The following is a 16,138-nucleotide window of genomic DNA, read 5'->3' on the forward strand; positions in this document are numbered from 1 at the left end:
GTTTTTCCCATCATATGGGTTTCTAGTATGAAAAAGCTGTCAGATGATTTACTTATAGAATCGTATTATAAAGCAAATGAAATGAACTTAAATCGCGACTTCATTGAATTAATTGAGACAGAAATGAAAAGACGTTCGCTCGGGCATATGCTCTCTGTTTCCTCTTAATTCCATATCACAGGAACCATGCCTCCCGAGCACTCTCCTTTTTTAAACTCAGGTGACTGATATTATATCACTTGCGCTATAGGCTTACTACTATTTTCCGTAAAAAACACCCCTTCTGATGAAAGAAGAGGTGTCTTAATTGCAAGGCTGTTCATTCCAAAACCATAACCCTCCGCCTACGACTAAAATGACCACAAGGAACACAACAAGAAAAGCGTAACCGATTCCTGCTCCTTGTGCTGGATAAGGCGAACACGCAGGGTAAGGATAAGGACATCCCCACATATCAGTTACCTCCTTCTAGGAAGATATACTGTTAGACTATGCTGGATGGATGGTCTTGTTTAGGCAGATAGCCATCATTTAAAAATGTTTGATGACATCACGCTCTTTGATTTCGTTATAAATAATTCTCGCCCCTTTTGGTGTCATATGATTGCCAGAAGGGTCGATCAAACCTGACTGAATCAGGGCATGATCACTATCTTCTCCAGCTTCTCGGATGAAAGCTTTCCAGTTGTCGACAAGCGGTACCTGCTCATCCTTCGCTACTTCTCTTGTGATGTCATTATAAGAGTTTTGCCAAGCTCTTGCCCCGCCTCTTTCGGCAAAATAAGATGACTTATATCTGGAGTAATAATACAAGCCCTTTTTCCCGCCTTCTACAACAGGCACACAGGTCATGAGAATCGGGGTAATGCCTTCTTTTCTACTTTCAGAAATGAAGTAGGTTAAATTTTCTTTAAACCGTTTTTTCGTCACTCGGGGATGTTTCCCGTCTAAAATCGCCGCATCATTCGTACCGAACATGATGAGGACGTAAGTTGGTTTCTGTTTTAAAATATCCTGCTCAAAGCGCAGTTTCGCGTCTTCAGTCGTCTGCCCGCCAATGCCTGCATTCTTCACTTGAATTTGGCCGCGCTCGACGTTTTTCATGAGATTCACCCATTTTTCAGATGTTGGATAATCTCGAAAGTCCCAGTTTGATCCTCTTGTATTGCTGTCACCAAATGCAATGACGCTTTCTTGTACTGGCTTAGAGCACCCAGCAGCAACACATAATAGGATGAAAAGGAAAACATATTTCTTCACAACATTCACCTCCAAAAGCCCTCTTCATATAGTAAACGACAAGACTTTTGGTTTCAATGAATGAATGTTTTTGACGAATGCTGCCTATTGCATCTGAACAGGCATATATGCTTTGTCGTGGTGCAGCAGTTCACTTACTTTTACAAATTCATAGCCCCTCTTCTTCAACTCAGGAATCACTTGTTTCAATGCTTCTACCGTTTGCTTGCGATTTCCCCCGCCATCATGTAAAAGGATAATATCGCCGCCTTGAATATGATCAATAATTCGGCTTGCAATTTTACGTGCGCCTGGTCTTGACCAGTCCTTCGGATCTTGCGTAAAGGACCACATGACCACATCGTACCCTTGCTTTGACAGAATGCGGAATGATTTCATTGTTAAGCGTCCACCAGGAGGGCGAAATAATAAGGGACCACCAGGCTGGAGTGAAGCGATATGAGCCGCTGATTCTTTTAATTCCCGCTTGATCTCCTTTGACGACAAAAGGTCAAAATACGTATGATTCATCGTATGATTGCCGAGTTCATTCCCTTCGTCCACAATCCGTTCTGCGATCATTGGATAAGCATGGATTCTGCTTCCTATCACAAAAAAGCTTGCATTCACTTGATGCTCCTTCAGCACATCTAATATTTGATTTGTATACACTGGATGAGGTCCATCATCAAAGGTGATCGCAATCTTTTTCCGTTCCGCTCTCATGTCCCAAAAGGCACGTCCCGTTTTTTCAAGATCGACTCGTTTTAATGTATGTGCCTCTACTTCATTAGGAACAAAAGCACATAGCAGCCATATACACATCAAGATATGCAGCCCTCTCATTCGACCGCCTCCTCCACCGAACTTCATTACCGATAAATTGCCCGCTTTCGCATCAATTCATGCAAGCTTCATAGTGATATCTGCTTCTTTTTCAAATAAAAAAAGCCGGCCATATCGGCCCGCTCTTTGTTTCACGTTTGGTTTCTCTCTTCAACTGTCGAACGTTGCTTAGAATTCATACAGACACTCTCCTTCTTGGATTTGATTTTGAGCCCATAATAATTTCTGATAATACTGGTTGGACTTTTTGTATTGTTGAGAGGCTTCTAAGGCTGTCGCAATTTCTAGTGAGATATCCTCTATATAAGAGTATAGGCTAAGTTTTTCCAAATAATCAATGGTTTTTTGCAGTTGATCTTCATTGATTTCCTGAACATATAAAGCATCCAGATACTCAAACATATGACAGAACAGCTGGTCTTCATGCTTCTTTGCAGCCAATTTCCCATCTTCTAATATGCGCAGGGCATCCGCCTGTTCATTCTGTCTAAAAAGCAGCTTCGCCAGCGTATAGAGCGTATGCGGAAGCGTTGGGAGCAGCTCTTTGCGGGCAAGATCAGCGGATTCCGTTAAATATCGTTCCGCTTCCTCTCTATAGCCAAGCTCGCCATAACATTTTCCTAAATTATAGAGCGCTGAACTGTATATGCGCGGGTGATCAATTTGAGATGCGAGCTGTTTTGCCTTTTTTAAATGAGGCAGTGCCCGGTCTTTTCGTTTTAAATCTTGATAATTTCCTGAGATGACAAAGAGACATTGAATGATGCGAATCGTATACGCATCATGCTGATCGTATATTTCCAGCGCCTTTAAAATATGGTGCATGGAGACATGTGTTTGTTTCATTATATAGTAGGCTTCTGCCACTTTAAAATGAAACTCTGCCTGCTCAATATCATCAAATACCATGGACAGCTGCTTTTCTGCGACTCGATAATATTTGACGGCTTCTAAATATTCTTTTTGACTAAATTCATGCATGCCACGAAAAAATGCATGGTAATAATGCAGCATATCAGATAACTCATGATTGGAGTTTTCGATTTTATCGACTAGATTAGATACTGAGAAAGGTTGATATTTTGAAGGGTGTATATAGTCAAGCATGATTTGGTGCCGAAAACACATGAGCTGATAATAAATCAGTAAATGCTGGTCCTCTTCCATCTGTTCAATTTCCGCTTCAACTTCCGCTTTCAAGATTTCCGCATCTGGAACACTGAACTGCCGTATCATTCGATACCATTCATTAATTTTCATACCTACATGTGAAGATAGAACCTTCCCCATGTTCCGAAATTACCCCTTCCTTTTCGGTCTAATATTACATATTTTAGCACGCTTCTTGACCGCCAAGCACCGCAAAGAAACCGCAAACATAAAAAAGAGACGAACTGAAGCACGATTTTTTTGAAAAAGATGATTTTTTCATCGTACAGACACAGACAATCCCTCCTTCACATACATTTGAGGATATAGGCAGCGGCCTAAACAAGGTGGAGGTGAAAATCGTGGCAGGAGTATTTACAGCGATGGGATTGATGGTCAAAGAATTGGTGTTTTTAGTGTCCTATGTCAAAAACAATGCCTTTCCACAGCCCCTTTCGGGAGATGATGAAAAAAAATACTTAGCCCTCATGGCACAGGGCGATGAACACGCAAGAAACATGCTGATTGAACATAACCTTCGGCTCGTCGCCCATATTGTAAAGAAATTTGAAAATACCGGGGAAGACGCTGAAGACCTCATCTCCATCGGGACGATCGGACTCATTAAAGCCATCGAAAGCTATTCCTCTGGAAAAGGAACAAAGCTTGCAACGTATGCAGCGCGGTGTATTGAAAACGAAATTCTCATGCACTTACGCGCGCTCAAAAAAACAAAAAAAGACGTCTCCTTACATGACCCAATCGGTCAGGATAAAGAAGGCAACGAAATTTCATTAATTGATGTCTTAAAATCCGAAAATGAAGATGTGATCGATACCATTCAGCTCAACATGGAGCTTGAAAAAGTAAAGGAGTATATCGACATTCTCGACGGCCGAGAAAAAGAAGTCATCGTCGGCCGGTTCGGACTTGATTTAAAGAAAGAAAAAACGCAGCGGGAAATAGCCAAAGAGCTCGGGATATCGCGGAGCTATGTGTCACGGATTGAAAAGCGTGCGCTGATGAAGATGTTTCATGAGTTTTACCGGGCGGAGAAGGAGAAGCGGAAGCGGGAGAAGGGGAAGTGAAATAAAATTCCTAATTTCTTACAAAAACAGACCTCACTAGGTCTGTTTTTTATTTCGGCAATAAGCTACTGTCTCGCTTCATTTCTTTTGATAATAGCTGCCGCCTTAGCCCTCAAGAACAATGGCAAGATTTTGGTCATGTTCATGAACTAAGACATGAAGGGAATCAATTCATCATGCCTCACTATATAGAGAGCTGCAGCTTAAAAAATGTAAATACGAAAAAATAAAATATAATGCTTCGTGTATTCTTGCTAATCAATTTTAAATGTTGTTATTTGATACCTGTCAGAAAACTTAGTATAATCAATATAAGAACAAACATTCGGGATATTAGAAGCAAGACGTTTTAGTAATTGTAGATAAACTACCACTTACCCAAAAGAACAACTTGCTGCAAGAGACCCTATAAACGTAACACTTTGGAGCGATCATAATGAATAAGTTTTTTGAGTACAACTGGCAGGTTAGAGACGAATGGATTAACTGGTGTAATCAACTAACAACAGAAGAGTTGTTACAAGACCGCATAGGTGGAGTAGGGAGTATTTTATACACTCTTTTTCACATTATCGATGTTGAATATAGTTGGATTCGAGGTATTCAGGGTAAAAAAGACGTGGTATTGGATTTTGATGATTACAAGACTCTGGCGAAAGTAAAAACGCTCTCAATGACTTTACAACATGAAATAGTTGAATTTTTAAAGACTCATTTAGATGAAAAACAAGATCAAATAGTAACAGTTACTTGGGATGAAGACGAATACACTAAAGATGAAATATTACATCATATAATTGCCCACGAAATTCACCATATCGGTCAACTTTCTGTTTGGGCAAGAGAAAAAGAATTAACACCTGTATCTGCTAATTTTATCGGTAGAAAGTTAAAATCAGTACATTTTTATGAAAAGTAAGGTCAGTTAAAGATCCATTCATTTATCCCACTATGTTGTTTTCTTTTAAAAAATGCTCAAATAATTGCTGACCTTTCTCTTCGATTTGAGCATCTTCAATTGAATATTCCCCAATGAATAAGCCTAAATGATCGTATTCCTCATAACTCTTTAAGAGATTCAACCCGTAACTTTTTTGATCAAAAAACAATAACCATCTTCCTGTTTCTAAACTCTTAAAAAACACGCCTTCATAATCACAACCTTGTTCATCATATCCTACATGTAAATGCATACTCTCATCTAAACTATGTATTCTTTCATTTGTACACACTTTCACCTTACTCCCCTAACTTTTCACATCATGCTGAAAATCAATATTCCTCAACTCGACCCATTCAACAAGATCAGATACCTTTTTTGTCGTCACAAAATGTTGAACGATTTCATACGCCTGATTACGATCAACATAGCTGCATGATGGCACATACAATGGTGATCCAGCGATCAAATGCTCGATCGTTTCGATCTTTTCTATCTTTTGAAAAGGGACTAAAAAATCTGGATATCTGATGATAAAGAATCCATACGGTTCAGTATAAAAGAAAACTAGACTTTCACTTTCCCCATCTTCCTCTATCTCAATGGAAGATTCCCCGTTACCTTGTTTCCAATACTCTTCACCCTCCTGAAAGAAGATTCTTTTCATGAATTCTTCTCCAGGTTTTTCTATCGGAGCTCCTGTAGGCCCGTAGTATAAAAACATCAATATCGCTCCTTCATGCCTATATCAATTTGGATTTAACCAATTGTTCTATTTCCCTCAAAATCATAAAAAGCTTGTGTTTGTTGGTTTAATTTTAGCATGTGATATAGCTTTGGGTTTAGCTTTTGAAAGGTTTGAGTGCTGACCCATTTTACTTCTTCAATATCCTGATCCGGATCTAGAATGTTCATCTCTCCCCCGGTTATTTCCGCAAAGAACGTAATGATCAGCGCATGATGCTTTTTATCTTGAAAGAATGCTTCTCGAACCGAATGCAGTTCATTTACTTTGACAACATACCCTGTCTCTTCTTTTACTTCACGGATGACAGCCTGCTTCAGGTGTTCACCTTTTTCCACAGCACCGCCTGGAAGTTCCCAATATCCCTTTACATTCTTGACTGTTAATAGATTTTCTTCCTCGTCATAAATAATAGCTGAAACTACGTCTACTCGTTTCAAATAAATCCCCCTCAACTTTCTCCATTCACATCAATTGCCGGATATATGACACGAACTGTTCATTTTATCATTCTTATTATACTGGTTGTGCTCGTGGGATTTACAGGAAATATCGTTTCTCTTTTGAGACAAACCAAAGCGTCCAACGAGAAAATCATCCAACTGTTAGAACAGTAAAAACCGAAAAAATAAAACCTCTCGCATCTAGCAGGAGGTTTTTGCCATAGGAGAAATCTTCCCCTTACTCATCAAATAACATATTTCTGATTCGCCGAATATAATGAAGCGCAATATGAGCAAGACATAAAATGAGCCCAATCATTGCAAGAATATAGATGGGCAGCATCAAACCAGGTACATAGTTTATAACAAATCCCAAACTAAACGCTGTCAGCATATATATGCTGATCAACCTCATCAACACCATTCGAAGCCCTCCCCTTCTACAATCACTTTAACATATTTTCCCTTCATTCTCATAATTGGCTTTAAAAAAGATGCGAATCCATTAAGACTCGCATCTTTTTTACGTATTCAATTCACCTTTTTCGCCCGTGCTTCCTTCCACTGCTCAAGCTCCGAGACTGTTAGTAATTGATATCCTTGTTTGGTCAATTCCTTGATGATCGTGACAGCCGCGTTGGCAGAGGTGTCATAGATGTCGTGCATTAAGACGGTTTCTCCGCTAGACGCATGTGTAAGAATGTAGTTGGCAACGTATTGGCTGTTGCGATATTTCCAATCTTCGGGATCTACATCCCAAAGCGTAACTTTCATGTTGACAGCCGAGTTGATCTGTCCGTTTGTTCCACCATATGGCGGTCTAAAGTGAGTCGGTGTGAACCCGCCTGCTTTTTCAATGATTTGCTGCGTATCTTCTACTTGTTTGATGGCTTGTTTTAATGGCAGTCTTGTGAGTAAAGGGTGGTTATAGGAATGATTTCCGATTTCATTTCCACCTTTTCTGATTTCACCTAGCATATCGGGATAATATTGAACCCTGCTTCCTAGTACAAAAAATGTCGCGTGTCCTTTGTTTTCTTTTAAAGCTGTTAAGATTTTTGAGGTTGTTGATGGATTTGGTCCATCATCAAATGTAAGGGCAATGGCTTTTTGATTTGGGTTGAATCCTCCCTGTTTTGGAAGTTTTACGATCTTTCTTTTTGCGATCGGTTCTTTTTTCTCGTTTTTGTTCTTTTCTTTATTGATGTATTCTGGCTTTAACATTCCTTTAAGCAGTGTTTTCTTAATCGCAAGCACTTGAGGGCCTTTTTTGTCTGGTGCAATTTGCCCTGCTGGGAAGTAGAATTCAATAAAACGATCTTTGATGGCAAAATACTGATAATGCTCTGCCTTAGGAGACGTTCCTTGTTTGAGCAAATGCTCGTTTGCAGCAAGAGAGCGATCTTTTTTCAACTCCTCAAATGTCATTTGAGACAGTTTTTGCAGACTTTCTTTTTTTGATAAAAATAGATCATCTATTGATAAAAAATGCTGTTTCTTGAAATCAAAATTGAATATCTTCGTTTCATGTGCGCCTTTTACTCCGCCTTTCCATTCATATGTATTGAATTTGATCGCAGCAGTTTGTTTGGCATAATGAGTAATCTCATAATCTATGTTTAATTCGTATCGATGATCTTCATCGACATCACTTGCTTCACTAAACGATGTTTTGAATTTGTCCAGCGCTGTTTCTGCAAATCTTTTCATCTCTTGATCTAGCTTTTTTTGATGAAACACAGGATAGTTCACAGCATATCTCAAGTATCTCCCGTCATTCACGAGGGTCACAATTTCAACTTCTTTATAGCTCGCATCTGGTTCTACCTTCTTCTTCTCTGTCCCGCTTGCCTGCTGATTATGATAAAACGCAGCGATTCCGATGATCATCGCAAGTCCGCATAGGACGAGACTGACTTTCCATTTAATTGACACAATGATTCTCCTCTCGTGATGCCGCCATGCCTGAATGACGTGTGTTTGTAGGATAGACTTTGCATGCCCCCATTTTAGTTTGCAAATCACACATTTGTCACATTTCCGACACATTTTTGGAGAGGAATAAAAAAAGGACTTGATTTCTCAGTCCTTTGATTACTTTTGCATATATAATTGAAATAATTTCGTTTCTTCATCAATGGAACGCGCTCGATCAAATGCCGCTCTGACTGTCTTTGTATTGTTAATAAGCTCGTACAGCATGGTCAGCACAAAGATAAATGCTGCATTCCCATCGATGTAATCGTCCGGTGCTGAATAAGATGCAGCCCCTGCCTCTAAGAAAGCATCTGCTAGATTTTTCTCTCCTAGTGTGCAGCCTGTAGAGATGACATGAACTCCTTCTAATGAGGCATACCGCTTGATTTCTTCCGCTCCAAAGGCAGTATCTCTAGGCTCCTCATCTTCGTAAACATCTTCCCCTAATTCAGGCATGATAAATGCTCCTTCTTCACCGTGAAACGATAAAAGAAGGTAATCTATTTCTCTTCTATTTCTACCAGATAACACATGAATCAGGTCATTCGGTCTTCCAATCCAATGCATATCGACTTTCGCGCCGAAGTTTTCAAGTGCTGCACGCAGTGCAAAAGATTCCAGCTCACTATTGGGTCCTGCTGCTAATATGATACGCATGGCCTGTTGATCCACTTCTATCTCCTCCAGACTATGATAAAAATAAAACCATTTTTTCCTCATCCGCATATGTATCAGTCCATTTTAGCGCTTTTTCTTCGACAGCGTACGACTCAAATCCAGCGGAGCGATAGAGGCGCTTGGCTGAGTGATTAGTTGTCACCACTGATAAATACATTTGCTCGATATCCTGCCGTTCTCGCGCAAAGAAAAGAACTTTTGTCATCAAGGCCTGGCCTGTTCCTTCTCCGCGGGCACTAGGTGTTACATACATCGCTGTCAGATTCGCTCGGTGTTTTAATTTCTGCAAGGTTTCTTGGATAAGCGTGACTGTCCCCACAAGATGTCCTTGATGAAAGGCGCCAAAAGTCCACATAGATTTCGCCGAAGCAAAACGCACTTTATATTTATCCTCTATATTGATTCGCTCTTCCTCATAGCTCATCGCAAAACCCTCTGGATTTAATTGCAGTGCTTCTAGTCTGAGTGCTGCATATTCTTCAGCATCATCTGGTGTTAACAATCGAATATTCAGAAAATCGCCTCCAAAAGAATGATGGATACTTCTAATTTTATCTTGAAAGGAGATTTTGATCAAAGGATATTGGCCCCTCTGCACATATCTCTTTACCTATATGCAAATTAGAGTCGCTTCCCCAACTGTAAAAAAAGGTATTTCCGATCATTTTCACGTGTTATATTCTAGCAAAAACGATTCTTTTCTCACTTATCTTTTCACTTTATTTATATTAATCTATAACTAATTCATGAAAAAAATGAAAAAAAAGGATTGCGATGAACTAAAAGATAGCTTAAGATATAATAGTAATAAAAATACAAAAAAGGGAGGAATTTGATATGACAGAAACAAAAAACGAAATCAAACTACATGTTCTTTTTGGTGCTTTAGCAGTAGGATTCCTTATGCTAGCTCTTTTTTCCTTCTCGCTACAAATACTGCCCGTTGCTGATCTAGCAAAAGAATTTGGTATTCCAGGCAGTGTTGCAGCAGTTGTTCTGAACGTGGTTGAAGCGGGCGGGGCTGTTACAACAATTATCTCCATTTTAACTGCTGTAGGATCAGGTGGTCTTTCTCTCATTGCAGCGGCTGGTAAAGAGACAATTCGCCAGTACCTTAAAAACGAAATTAAGAAAAAAGGCCGTAAAGCTGTTATTGCTTGGTAATTCAATTTTATGACCCAATAGAAGGAGACTTTGTTCTCCTTCTATTTAAATTTTTATGCAGGTGAGAAGATGTTATATCCATTATTATCACTACTTCTATCAATTAGAATGAAACAACAATATTCAAATCTAGCTCAGTTTATAATACGCAGGGTTCCATTTTTCAAATCGTTTTCTTCTAAACAATACATATTATTTTCTTGCATCCTTGATATTTTATTCGGATGCCTGATTGTATTCGTTATTTCTTCATATCTTTACTCCCCGGTCTATCAAATAGAATGGGAAAGTGCTTTTGTGATATTTTTGTTCCTTTTCTCTATTGTCAAAGGAATTGAATCTTATAGAAGAACACATATTCTTCCTTTTGAAGAGTTGATACAGCTTGCACCTATATCCGCGAGACACCTTTTTCAAACGCTTTTGTTTTCTGAGTTGGTATGGCTTCTATTTACGAGCTTGAGTACTTATTTGATCTATTTTCTCTTTCAATATTTCATTGCTCAAACACATGACTGGATATTCTGGTTGAAGCATCTCAATGTTATATTGACAGGCTTCTTACTTTTTATCGTCAGCAATAAGATATTTGGTGCTTACATCTATAACATTGTCGTAAAAAAAATTGGGATCATCCGTGTTCTTTTTTTCACAAGCATCTCTTTACTTTTTTTCTTATGTGGAAGAGTTCTAATATCGAACATTGTTTTCCCTTTTTATTACACTTTCCGACAACTTTTTCAATCAATTTCTTCGCTTGCAGAAGATGCGTTTTGGATTACACTTTCAAACAACTTGATGTCTTTATACCAGAATAATCTTCAACAAATCCATCATGCTTTATTTTCACAGGATTCGGTATTTCTACAATTTCTAGAGCTTTTTACTTCACCCGTCACATTTTTCGTGGTGATATTAGCGGCAACACTCGTCATGAAGACCCCTGTTCGCTGGATTCCGACTGGAAAAGAGCATGATCAAAACTCAAAACATTTTAAAGATTTATTTTATTGGTACTTTCAAGCACTTGATAAAATTCAGGGCTCGCTGTTTCAAAAGAATATGTTGATTCAAAAAGACCTTAAGGTGTTAAAAGAAAAAAGATGGCTGCTGTCTAAAGAGTTTTTTAATTATATGTTCATGTCATATGAAGCCTTCTTCTATGTCGGGATTATGACCAGCTTGATCTCGCTTATTGATCATCAAGCCTTGCAAATTCAGCTATTATTCACATTAAATGTGATGATTTTAGCTAATCAAACTTATGAAATGAGAATGCTGACCCCTTCTATATTTTCTTTGAGTGCTGAAAAAAAGAATATTTGGCTCTATGAGCTTTCTCAAACATCTCTTATGCAGTTTTTCTTATCAAAAATCCAGTTATTTTATTGTTTATTTTCCATACCGTCACTCTTTCTACTGTTCATTAATCTATCAATCATGAGTGTATATCACCTTTTTGATGTTCAGATGCTCATTCAATTGGTAGCATTGGGAATTGGCTTTTTCATTTTCCCATTGATTCAGCTGTATTTGTTTCCATTCACAACGAAATTCAATTTTATTCACGAGCATGAAATAGGGACAACCAATGAAGAAATAGAAGTTATCGATAAAGGACAGGCCTTTGCAAGGAATTTTCTCGTGTTGCCTTTCATGTACTATATGATCTTGACCTCTTTTCTACCTATTTTGCAGCATTCTACAAGTCTCATAAGCGTTCTGTTTGCTTTATATTTTGTGATCGTTTCAGTAATTTGCTGGGTGTTATGCCGAAAGACCATCTATAAAGGGATTGAATATGTTGAAAAAAATAAGATGTTTTATATCGGAGAATAGACTGATTCTACGCCTCGGTTACCTCTACGCTGCTATCTTTATTGCAGCTGTGCTAATCGGAAGCCTTCTTTCTTATGATCAGATTCCTTACCTTAAAAAGGATGAAGAGATGTTTTTTCTATCTATTTTCTTAAACAATTTACAAGTTGGAATGGCAATATTAGGCATTGGAGCTTTTACAGGCGGCATCATGTCTGCAGGCATTCTTTTTTACAACGGCTACATTATCGGCAAACTCGCTCAGTATTTGATTGTCAATCACGAAGCGCAGCAGCTATTTACAGGATTAATGCCTCATGCTTTTGTAGAAGTTCTTGGATTAATTCTGTTCTCAATCGTCAGCTCTTATCCTTTTATTTATCTTTATCGATTTATAAAAGGAGAAACGATTGAATTAAAAAAACTGACCCTAACTGTGCTTCAATTGATTTTTGCAGCAGCCGTTCTTTTATTCATAGCATCTCTTTTAGAGCAATACGTTAGCCATGTACATCTACCATAGAAGAAAGGAGAATGTGGTTCCATGGAGCTACTTCTACGACCTAAGCAATTTTTCAATCAAAATCAATCGATTAAAACCATTGTAGGCCTCGTCTTACTATCATTATTTGTGTCGACTGTCTTTTTAACATTTTTTATTATTGATTTGTTAGTAGATAAACCTTTATCCACTGGGAAACAACTTGCCAGCATTATTTTTATCTTTTTGCTGACAATCCCGCTTTATTTCATTTTAAATTTTCTCAGTACTGTTCTAACTTCTATTTATATGTATTTTTTTCATAAAGCTTTTATTTTACGCAAAATGTATCTTGTTATTTTGGTTTATAATGCATTTCTTTTATTAGTGAATAGTGCAGCGATCTATTGTGTGATGGTGTTACAATTAGATAACTATTTTCTCTTGATTCAAATAGTTTCCTTCTTATTCAACTTATATCTTTTACGCATCCTTTATGATGGAATTATTTACTATGCTGAAGGATCAAAAAAAGCTGCCTTAGCAACTGTGATCTTGTATATGCTTGTGACGACTGCATTTGTTATTGGAGGATTCATCAATGGCTAAACTTCAAGTGTCTCAGCTATCTTTTCGCTATGAAACAACAGAAGAGACTTCTCCCCTTCTCGATCATGTGTCATTTGATCTGAAAGAAAGTGATCGAGCTTGTATTATTGGAAAGAACGGCAGCGGTAAATCGACACTTTTAAAGATCATCGCAGGTCTGCTTCCTTCAGCATCAGAAACGATTTTACTTAACGAGCAGCATCACCCTGGAATGGCTCAATATAAAAATCTAGTAGCGTACATTCCAGATAAACCTTTAGTTTATGATGCGCTCACTGGTTTCGAGCATATGGAGCTTATCCAGTCTTTATGGAAAATGAAAAAGTCGGAAAAGGTTTTATACAAAGAGACCTTTCTATCGCTTTGTGATGCATTTGATTTAACTCATGCCCTAAAGATGCCTGTCAAACAGTATTCTTTGGGCATGAGATATAAACTTTTTTTAAATTGTATGCTGGCAAGATCTCCAGAGCTGATTATTCTTGATGAGCCTTTTACCTCTCTTGATGAAGCCTCTCAAATACAATCGATTTCTTTATTAAAAAAAGAATTCTCACATCGATGTGTTTTATTTACAAGCCATCAGCGCTACCTTTATTCAGAATTAGGAAATCGTTTCTTTCAGCTGGATCAAGGACAATTAAATGAAATGGAGCATTAGACATACAAAAGGCATCCCATAAAAGGATGCCCCCTTCATTACCACTTACAGCGCTTCACCGGACGGCAGCAAGGGTTTTTGATATCACTGCCGCAATCGTATTCTTCTACAATATACTCGTTGTGAGTCGATTCAGTGACCGGATAGTAGTTTTCGATTCTTTTGATGTTTTTATTGACGTTTGTGATATGCGTTGGGTGAATTTTTCTGATCGTTTGTTCATTCGTTCTTGTGTTGACAATTTGACGTGTGGGGAAAACAACCGTTTCGTCTCCTCCTTGGTTTCCTCTGCGAGGTCCAAAGAAGAAATCATCTAATCGATTTCGGCTCATCTTAACACCCCTTCAAGTTGTCTTTCACTTACACTCTATCGTATGTCAGAGGCACCTTTCGTGATTAGATGCATGTCTATTTTTTAAAAAATCCACTTTCTATCTAGTTTTCTCTTTCTTTACAAAAGGACAATTTTAACATATTATACAAATGATATCTTACGAAGACAGGTCATCCATGAAAACAAAACATCAGCTCTTTTTATTCAATGCATTTTTTCCACTCATTATCAAATAAGAGGTGAACGATATGATCAACACAACACAGCCATTCGAACGAAACAAGCTAGACATTGCACTTGAACTAACTCAATTACATCTGAATCAATATCAAACAAACCATCCTGATCAGCTGAGTGAAATCTATGCGAAATATTACGCGCTGCTTGAAGTGCTGGATTTGTCTTCCTATGATCAATTGATTGATTTACTGCCAAATGAGCTCAAACAGACGCTTGAGTAAAAAAACCATCTACCCGGGACTGACCCCCGTTTTTGAGACAGGGATCAAAACACCTTTATACAGCCAATTGCCGATAGTTGATCGGTGATTGGTTGTTTAGTTTTGTTTGAATACNGGGACTGACCCCCGTTTTTGAGACAGGGATCAAAACACCTTTATACAGCCAATTGCCGATAGTTGATCGGTGATTGGTTGTTTAGTTTTGTTTGAATACGAATGTTGTTATAATAATAAATGTATTCTTTGACAGTGCGTTCTACGATGGTGGTCGTAGTTCGATCAATGCTGTTAAGATAGAACGTTTCAGACTTTAGCGAGGAATGAAACGATTCGATGGAGGCATTATCAGCGGGCGTCCCTTTACGGGACATGCNGTAGTTCGATCAATGCTGTTAAGATAGAACGTTTCAGACTTTAGCGAGGAATGAAACGATTCGATGGAGGCATTATCAGCGGGCGTCCCTTTACGGGACATGCTCATGGTAATGCCTTTTATATGAACAGCTTTCTGATACTCGTAAGATGTATACACAGAACCTTGGTCGCTATGTAACACACAGTTTTCAGGCAGTGCTGGGAGCTGATCAAGTGTGTTTAAAATAAAGTCTGTGTCCTGCTTATCACCAATCGTAAACGCAATCACTTCTCCATTATATAAATCCAATATACTGGAAAGGTACAATTGTTTCTGTCCATAAGGCAAATACGTGATGTCCGTTACTAGTTTTTCAAGAGGGCGATCAGACTGAAAGTTCCGATCCAGTATATTACCAGCCACAGCATAGGGCTGCCCATTTTTCTTACGCTTTTTCATTTTAACCCGGCACTGCCACTGGTTTTTCTGCATGATACGTTGAACAGTTTTATGGTTAATAAGCATTCTCACTTTTAGTAARGCTGTGATTTTTCGGTATCCATAYCGATACTTGTGCTCTCGGCACAACGTGCCGATTTGTTTCTCTAGTTGTCTTTTAGAATGATTCTGATTCAGATTCTTTTTCCATCTATAGTACGAAGCGCGTGAGACGCCTAAATGGACACAGATGTCCTGTACTGTCATTGTTTTGCACAATTCTTCTACCAGTTTGATTGACGTTTCCTTATCAACTTCCTTTCCAATTCGTTGTACTTTTTTAAAACTTCATTCTGTTGACTCAGATAGCGATTTTCTGCCTGCAGTCTCTCTAATTCGGAAGAGTACTCGGGACCCTTTCTATGGGTATATTGTTTTCCAACAGGCTGTTCGAACCGGTGTGTATCYCCAGCCTTATGCCACCTCACCCATGTCTGAACCTGCGTTTTATTTTTGATATTCAATTCCCGCAARATCTCTTTCATTGATACGCCTGCCAATCTCATTTCTACAGCCTTCTGTTTGACTTCAACCGGATAACTCACTCTTGTCCCCATAGAAAAAACACCTCCATGTTTTATTTCGGATCACAACGATCCGTTTTCAAACTTGAAGGTGTTTTTTATTTGTCTCATCTTATGGGGTCAGTCCC

General features: G+C 38.5%; 21 protein-coding genes and 2 pseudogenes. 9 read left to right on the forward strand and 14 right to left on the reverse strand.

Translation table 11 applies throughout. The features are described 5' to 3' along the window. Positions 1-27 precede the first annotated feature (27 nt). Positions 28-168, forward strand: a complete 141-nt coding sequence (locus ASE42_RS13700; RefSeq protein WP_003217327.1) for a sporulation histidine kinase inhibitor Sda — start codon at positions 28-30, stop codon at positions 166-168. Between the two features lie 135 nt (positions 169-303). Here ASE42_RS13700 and ASE42_RS19100 read toward each other — a convergent pair whose 3' ends face one another. The 4 genes from ASE42_RS19100 to ASE42_RS13715 all read right to left on the reverse strand — a co-directional run bounded on the left by ASE42_RS19100 (position 304) and on the right by ASE42_RS13715 (position 3,375). Continuing rightward, positions 304-453, reverse strand: a complete 150-nt coding sequence (locus tag ASE42_RS19100; RefSeq protein WP_162842499.1) for a hypothetical protein — start codon at positions 451-453, stop codon at positions 304-306. Between the two features lie 78 nt (positions 454-531). Then, positions 532-1,260, reverse strand: a complete 729-nt coding sequence (locus ASE42_RS13705) for an SGNH/GDSL hydrolase family protein (RefSeq protein WP_192929534.1) — start codon at positions 1,258-1,260, stop codon at positions 532-534. Positions 1,261-1,344: 84 nt separating this feature from the next. After that, positions 1,345-2,085 carry a polysaccharide deacetylase family protein gene (locus ASE42_RS13710; protein WP_025092934.1) on the reverse strand — a complete coding sequence of 247 codons (741 nt, stop codon included), beginning with the start codon at positions 2,083-2,085 and terminating at the stop codon, positions 1,345-1,347. A gap of 168 nt (positions 2,086-2,253) precedes the next feature. Next, positions 2,254-3,375 (reverse strand): tetratricopeptide repeat protein, encoded by a 1,122-nt coding sequence (locus ASE42_RS13715; RefSeq protein ID WP_024427938.1) that lies wholly within the window; start codon positions 3,373-3,375, stop codon positions 2,254-2,256. Positions 3,376-3,593: 218 nt separating this feature from the next. On the opposite strand from ASE42_RS13715, the gene sigK reads away from it, so the two are divergent. Both sigK and ASE42_RS13725 read left to right on the forward strand, forming a co-directional pair. Beyond that, complete coding sequence (gene sigK / locus ASE42_RS13720; protein ID WP_034738387.1) at positions 3,594-4,322, forward strand: RNA polymerase sporulation sigma factor SigK; 729 nt, start codon at positions 3,594-3,596, stop codon at positions 4,320-4,322. Between the two features lie 436 nt (positions 4,323-4,758). Beyond that, positions 4,759-5,241, forward strand: coding sequence for a DinB family protein (locus tag ASE42_RS13725; protein ID WP_056767407.1), 483 nt, complete (start codon positions 4,759-4,761; stop codon positions 5,239-5,241). Positions 5,242-5,263: 22 nt separating this feature from the next. Here ASE42_RS13725 and ASE42_RS13730 read toward each other — a convergent pair whose 3' ends face one another. The 7 genes from ASE42_RS13730 to ASE42_RS13760 form a co-directional block, all read right to left on the reverse strand. Then, the gene (locus ASE42_RS13730) at positions 5,264-5,560 is read right to left on the reverse strand and encodes a DUF3986 family protein (RefSeq protein WP_235566781.1); all 297 of its coding nucleotides are present in this window, start codon (positions 5,558-5,560) and stop codon (positions 5,264-5,266) included. A 9-nt stretch (positions 5,561-5,569) separates the two neighbouring features. After that, positions 5,570-5,986, reverse strand: a complete 417-nt coding sequence (locus ASE42_RS13735; protein WP_056767411.1) for a hypothetical protein — start codon at positions 5,984-5,986, stop codon at positions 5,570-5,572. A 35-nt stretch (positions 5,987-6,021) separates the two neighbouring features. Continuing rightward, positions 6,022-6,447, reverse strand: coding sequence for an NUDIX hydrolase (locus tag ASE42_RS13740; protein WP_056767416.1), 426 nt, complete (start codon positions 6,445-6,447; stop codon positions 6,022-6,024). A gap of 241 nt (positions 6,448-6,688) precedes the next feature. Beyond that, positions 6,689-6,874, reverse strand: a complete 186-nt coding sequence (locus tag ASE42_RS13745; RefSeq protein ID WP_025092862.1) for a hypothetical protein — start codon at positions 6,872-6,874, stop codon at positions 6,689-6,691. A 107-nt stretch (positions 6,875-6,981) separates the two neighbouring features. Continuing rightward, a complete protein-coding gene (locus ASE42_RS13750; RefSeq protein WP_056767418.1) occupies positions 6,982-8,385 on the reverse strand; it encodes a polysaccharide deacetylase family protein in 1,404 nt (467 codons plus the stop codon). Between the two features lie 159 nt (positions 8,386-8,544). Next, positions 8,545-9,099 (reverse strand): hypothetical protein, encoded by a 555-nt coding sequence (locus ASE42_RS13755; RefSeq protein WP_056767421.1) that lies wholly within the window; start codon positions 9,097-9,099, stop codon positions 8,545-8,547. A gap of 16 nt (positions 9,100-9,115) precedes the next feature. Continuing rightward, positions 9,116-9,682, reverse strand: a complete 567-nt coding sequence (locus ASE42_RS13760) for a GNAT family N-acetyltransferase (protein WP_235566784.1) — start codon at positions 9,680-9,682, stop codon at positions 9,116-9,118. Positions 9,683-9,942: 260 nt separating this feature from the next. Between ASE42_RS13760 and ASE42_RS13765 the strand changes: the two genes are divergently transcribed. The 5 genes from ASE42_RS13765 (at position 9,943) to ASE42_RS13785 (ending at position 13,838) form a co-directional block, all read left to right on the forward strand. After that, on the forward strand, positions 9,943-10,269 hold the full coding sequence (locus tag ASE42_RS13765) for an uberolysin/carnocyclin family circular bacteriocin (protein ID WP_024427926.1): 327 nt from the start codon (positions 9,943-9,945) through the stop codon (positions 10,267-10,269). 933 nt (positions 10,270-11,202) lie between these two features. Beyond that, positions 11,203-12,108, forward strand: coding sequence for a hypothetical protein (locus tag ASE42_RS19260; protein ID WP_235566786.1), 906 nt, complete (start codon positions 11,203-11,205; stop codon positions 12,106-12,108). Then, entirely contained in the window at positions 12,071-12,610 is a 540-nt protein-coding gene (locus ASE42_RS13775) for a stage II sporulation protein M (RefSeq protein WP_235566788.1), read from the forward strand. Before ASE42_RS19260 ends, ASE42_RS13775 begins: the two co-directional genes overlap by 38 nt. Before the next feature lie 21 nt (positions 12,611-12,631). Beyond that, positions 12,632-13,177, forward strand: a complete 546-nt coding sequence (locus tag ASE42_RS13780) for a hypothetical protein (RefSeq protein WP_044332175.1) — start codon at positions 12,632-12,634, stop codon at positions 13,175-13,177. Further along, positions 13,170-13,838 (forward strand): ATP-binding cassette domain-containing protein, encoded by a 669-nt coding sequence (locus ASE42_RS13785; RefSeq protein WP_024427923.1) that lies wholly within the window; start codon positions 13,170-13,172, stop codon positions 13,836-13,838. Before ASE42_RS13780 ends, ASE42_RS13785 begins: the two co-directional genes overlap by 8 nt. A 38-nt stretch (positions 13,839-13,876) precedes the next feature. Here ASE42_RS13785 and ASE42_RS13790 read toward each other — a convergent pair whose 3' ends face one another. Next, positions 13,877-14,170, reverse strand: a complete 294-nt coding sequence (locus ASE42_RS13790) for a spore coat protein (protein WP_024423071.1) — start codon at positions 14,168-14,170, stop codon at positions 13,877-13,879. 250 nt (positions 14,171-14,420) lie between these two features. Here ASE42_RS13790 and ASE42_RS13795 point away from each other — a divergent pair, with 250 nt between their 5' ends. Further along, positions 14,421-14,633, forward strand: a complete 213-nt coding sequence (locus ASE42_RS13795; RefSeq protein WP_024427922.1) for a hypothetical protein — start codon at positions 14,421-14,423, stop codon at positions 14,631-14,633. A 155-nt stretch (positions 14,634-14,788) separates the two neighbouring features. Here ASE42_RS13795 and ASE42_RS18755 read toward each other — a convergent pair. Further along, positions 14,789-15,006, reverse strand: a pseudogene (locus ASE42_RS18755) (IS3 family transposase); the annotation flags it as partial. A 1-nt stretch (position 15,007) separates the two neighbouring features. Continuing rightward, positions 15,008-16,043 (reverse strand): annotated as a pseudogene (locus ASE42_RS13800) (IS3 family transposase); the annotation flags it as partial. Positions 16,044-16,138 lie beyond the last annotated feature (95 nt).

Source organism: Bacillus sp. Root920 (assembly GCF_001429445.1).
Taxonomy (GTDB): domain Bacteria; phylum Bacillota; class Bacilli; order Bacillales; family Bacillaceae; genus Bacillus; species Bacillus safensis.

What these genes read in the sequence shown, in the direction of transcription:
- ASE42_RS13790 (WP_024423071.1), bottom strand. Translation starts at nt 14,170, where the DNA reads ATGAGCCGAAATCGATTAGATGATTTCTTCTTTGGACCTCGCAGAGGA.
- ASE42_RS13735 (WP_056767411.1), bottom strand. Translation starts at nt 5,986, where the DNA reads ATGTTTTTATACTACGGGCCTACAGGAGCTCCGATAGAAAAACCTGGA.
- ASE42_RS13745 (WP_025092862.1), bottom strand. Translation starts at nt 6,874, where the DNA reads ATGGTGTTGATGAGGTTGATCAGCATATATATGCTGACAGCGTTTAGT.
- ASE42_RS13775 (WP_235566788.1), top strand. Translation starts at nt 12,071, where the DNA reads ATGTTGAAAAAAATAAGATGTTTTATATCGGAGAATAGACTGATTCTA.
- ASE42_RS13780 (WP_044332175.1), top strand. Translation starts at nt 12,632, where the DNA reads ATGGAGCTACTTCTACGACCTAAGCAATTTTTCAATCAAAATCAATCG.
- ASE42_RS13710 (WP_025092934.1), bottom strand. Translation starts at nt 2,085, where the DNA reads ATGAGAGGGCTGCATATCTTGATGTGTATATGGCTGCTATGTGCTTTT.
- ASE42_RS13785 (WP_024427923.1), top strand. Translation starts at nt 13,170, where the DNA reads ATGGCTAAACTTCAAGTGTCTCAGCTATCTTTTCGCTATGAAACAACA.
- ASE42_RS13765 (WP_024427926.1), top strand. Translation starts at nt 9,943, where the DNA reads ATGACAGAAACAAAAAACGAAATCAAACTACATGTTCTTTTTGGTGCT.
- ASE42_RS13795 (WP_024427922.1), top strand. Translation starts at nt 14,421, where the DNA reads ATGATCAACACAACACAGCCATTCGAACGAAACAAGCTAGACATTGCA.
- ASE42_RS13725 (WP_056767407.1), top strand. Translation starts at nt 4,759, where the DNA reads ATGAATAAGTTTTTTGAGTACAACTGGCAGGTTAGAGACGAATGGATT.
- ASE42_RS19260 (WP_235566786.1), top strand. Translation starts at nt 11,203, where the DNA reads ATGAAGACCCCTGTTCGCTGGATTCCGACTGGAAAAGAGCATGATCAA.
- ASE42_RS19100 (WP_162842499.1), bottom strand. Translation starts at nt 453, where the DNA reads ATGTGGGGATGTCCTTATCCTTACCCTGCGTGTTCGCCTTATCCAGCA.
- ASE42_RS13700 (WP_003217327.1), top strand. Translation starts at nt 28, where the DNA reads ATGAAAAAGCTGTCAGATGATTTACTTATAGAATCGTATTATAAAGCA.
- ASE42_RS13715 (WP_024427938.1), bottom strand. Translation starts at nt 3,375, where the DNA reads ATGGGGAAGGTTCTATCTTCACATGTAGGTATGAAAATTAATGAATGG.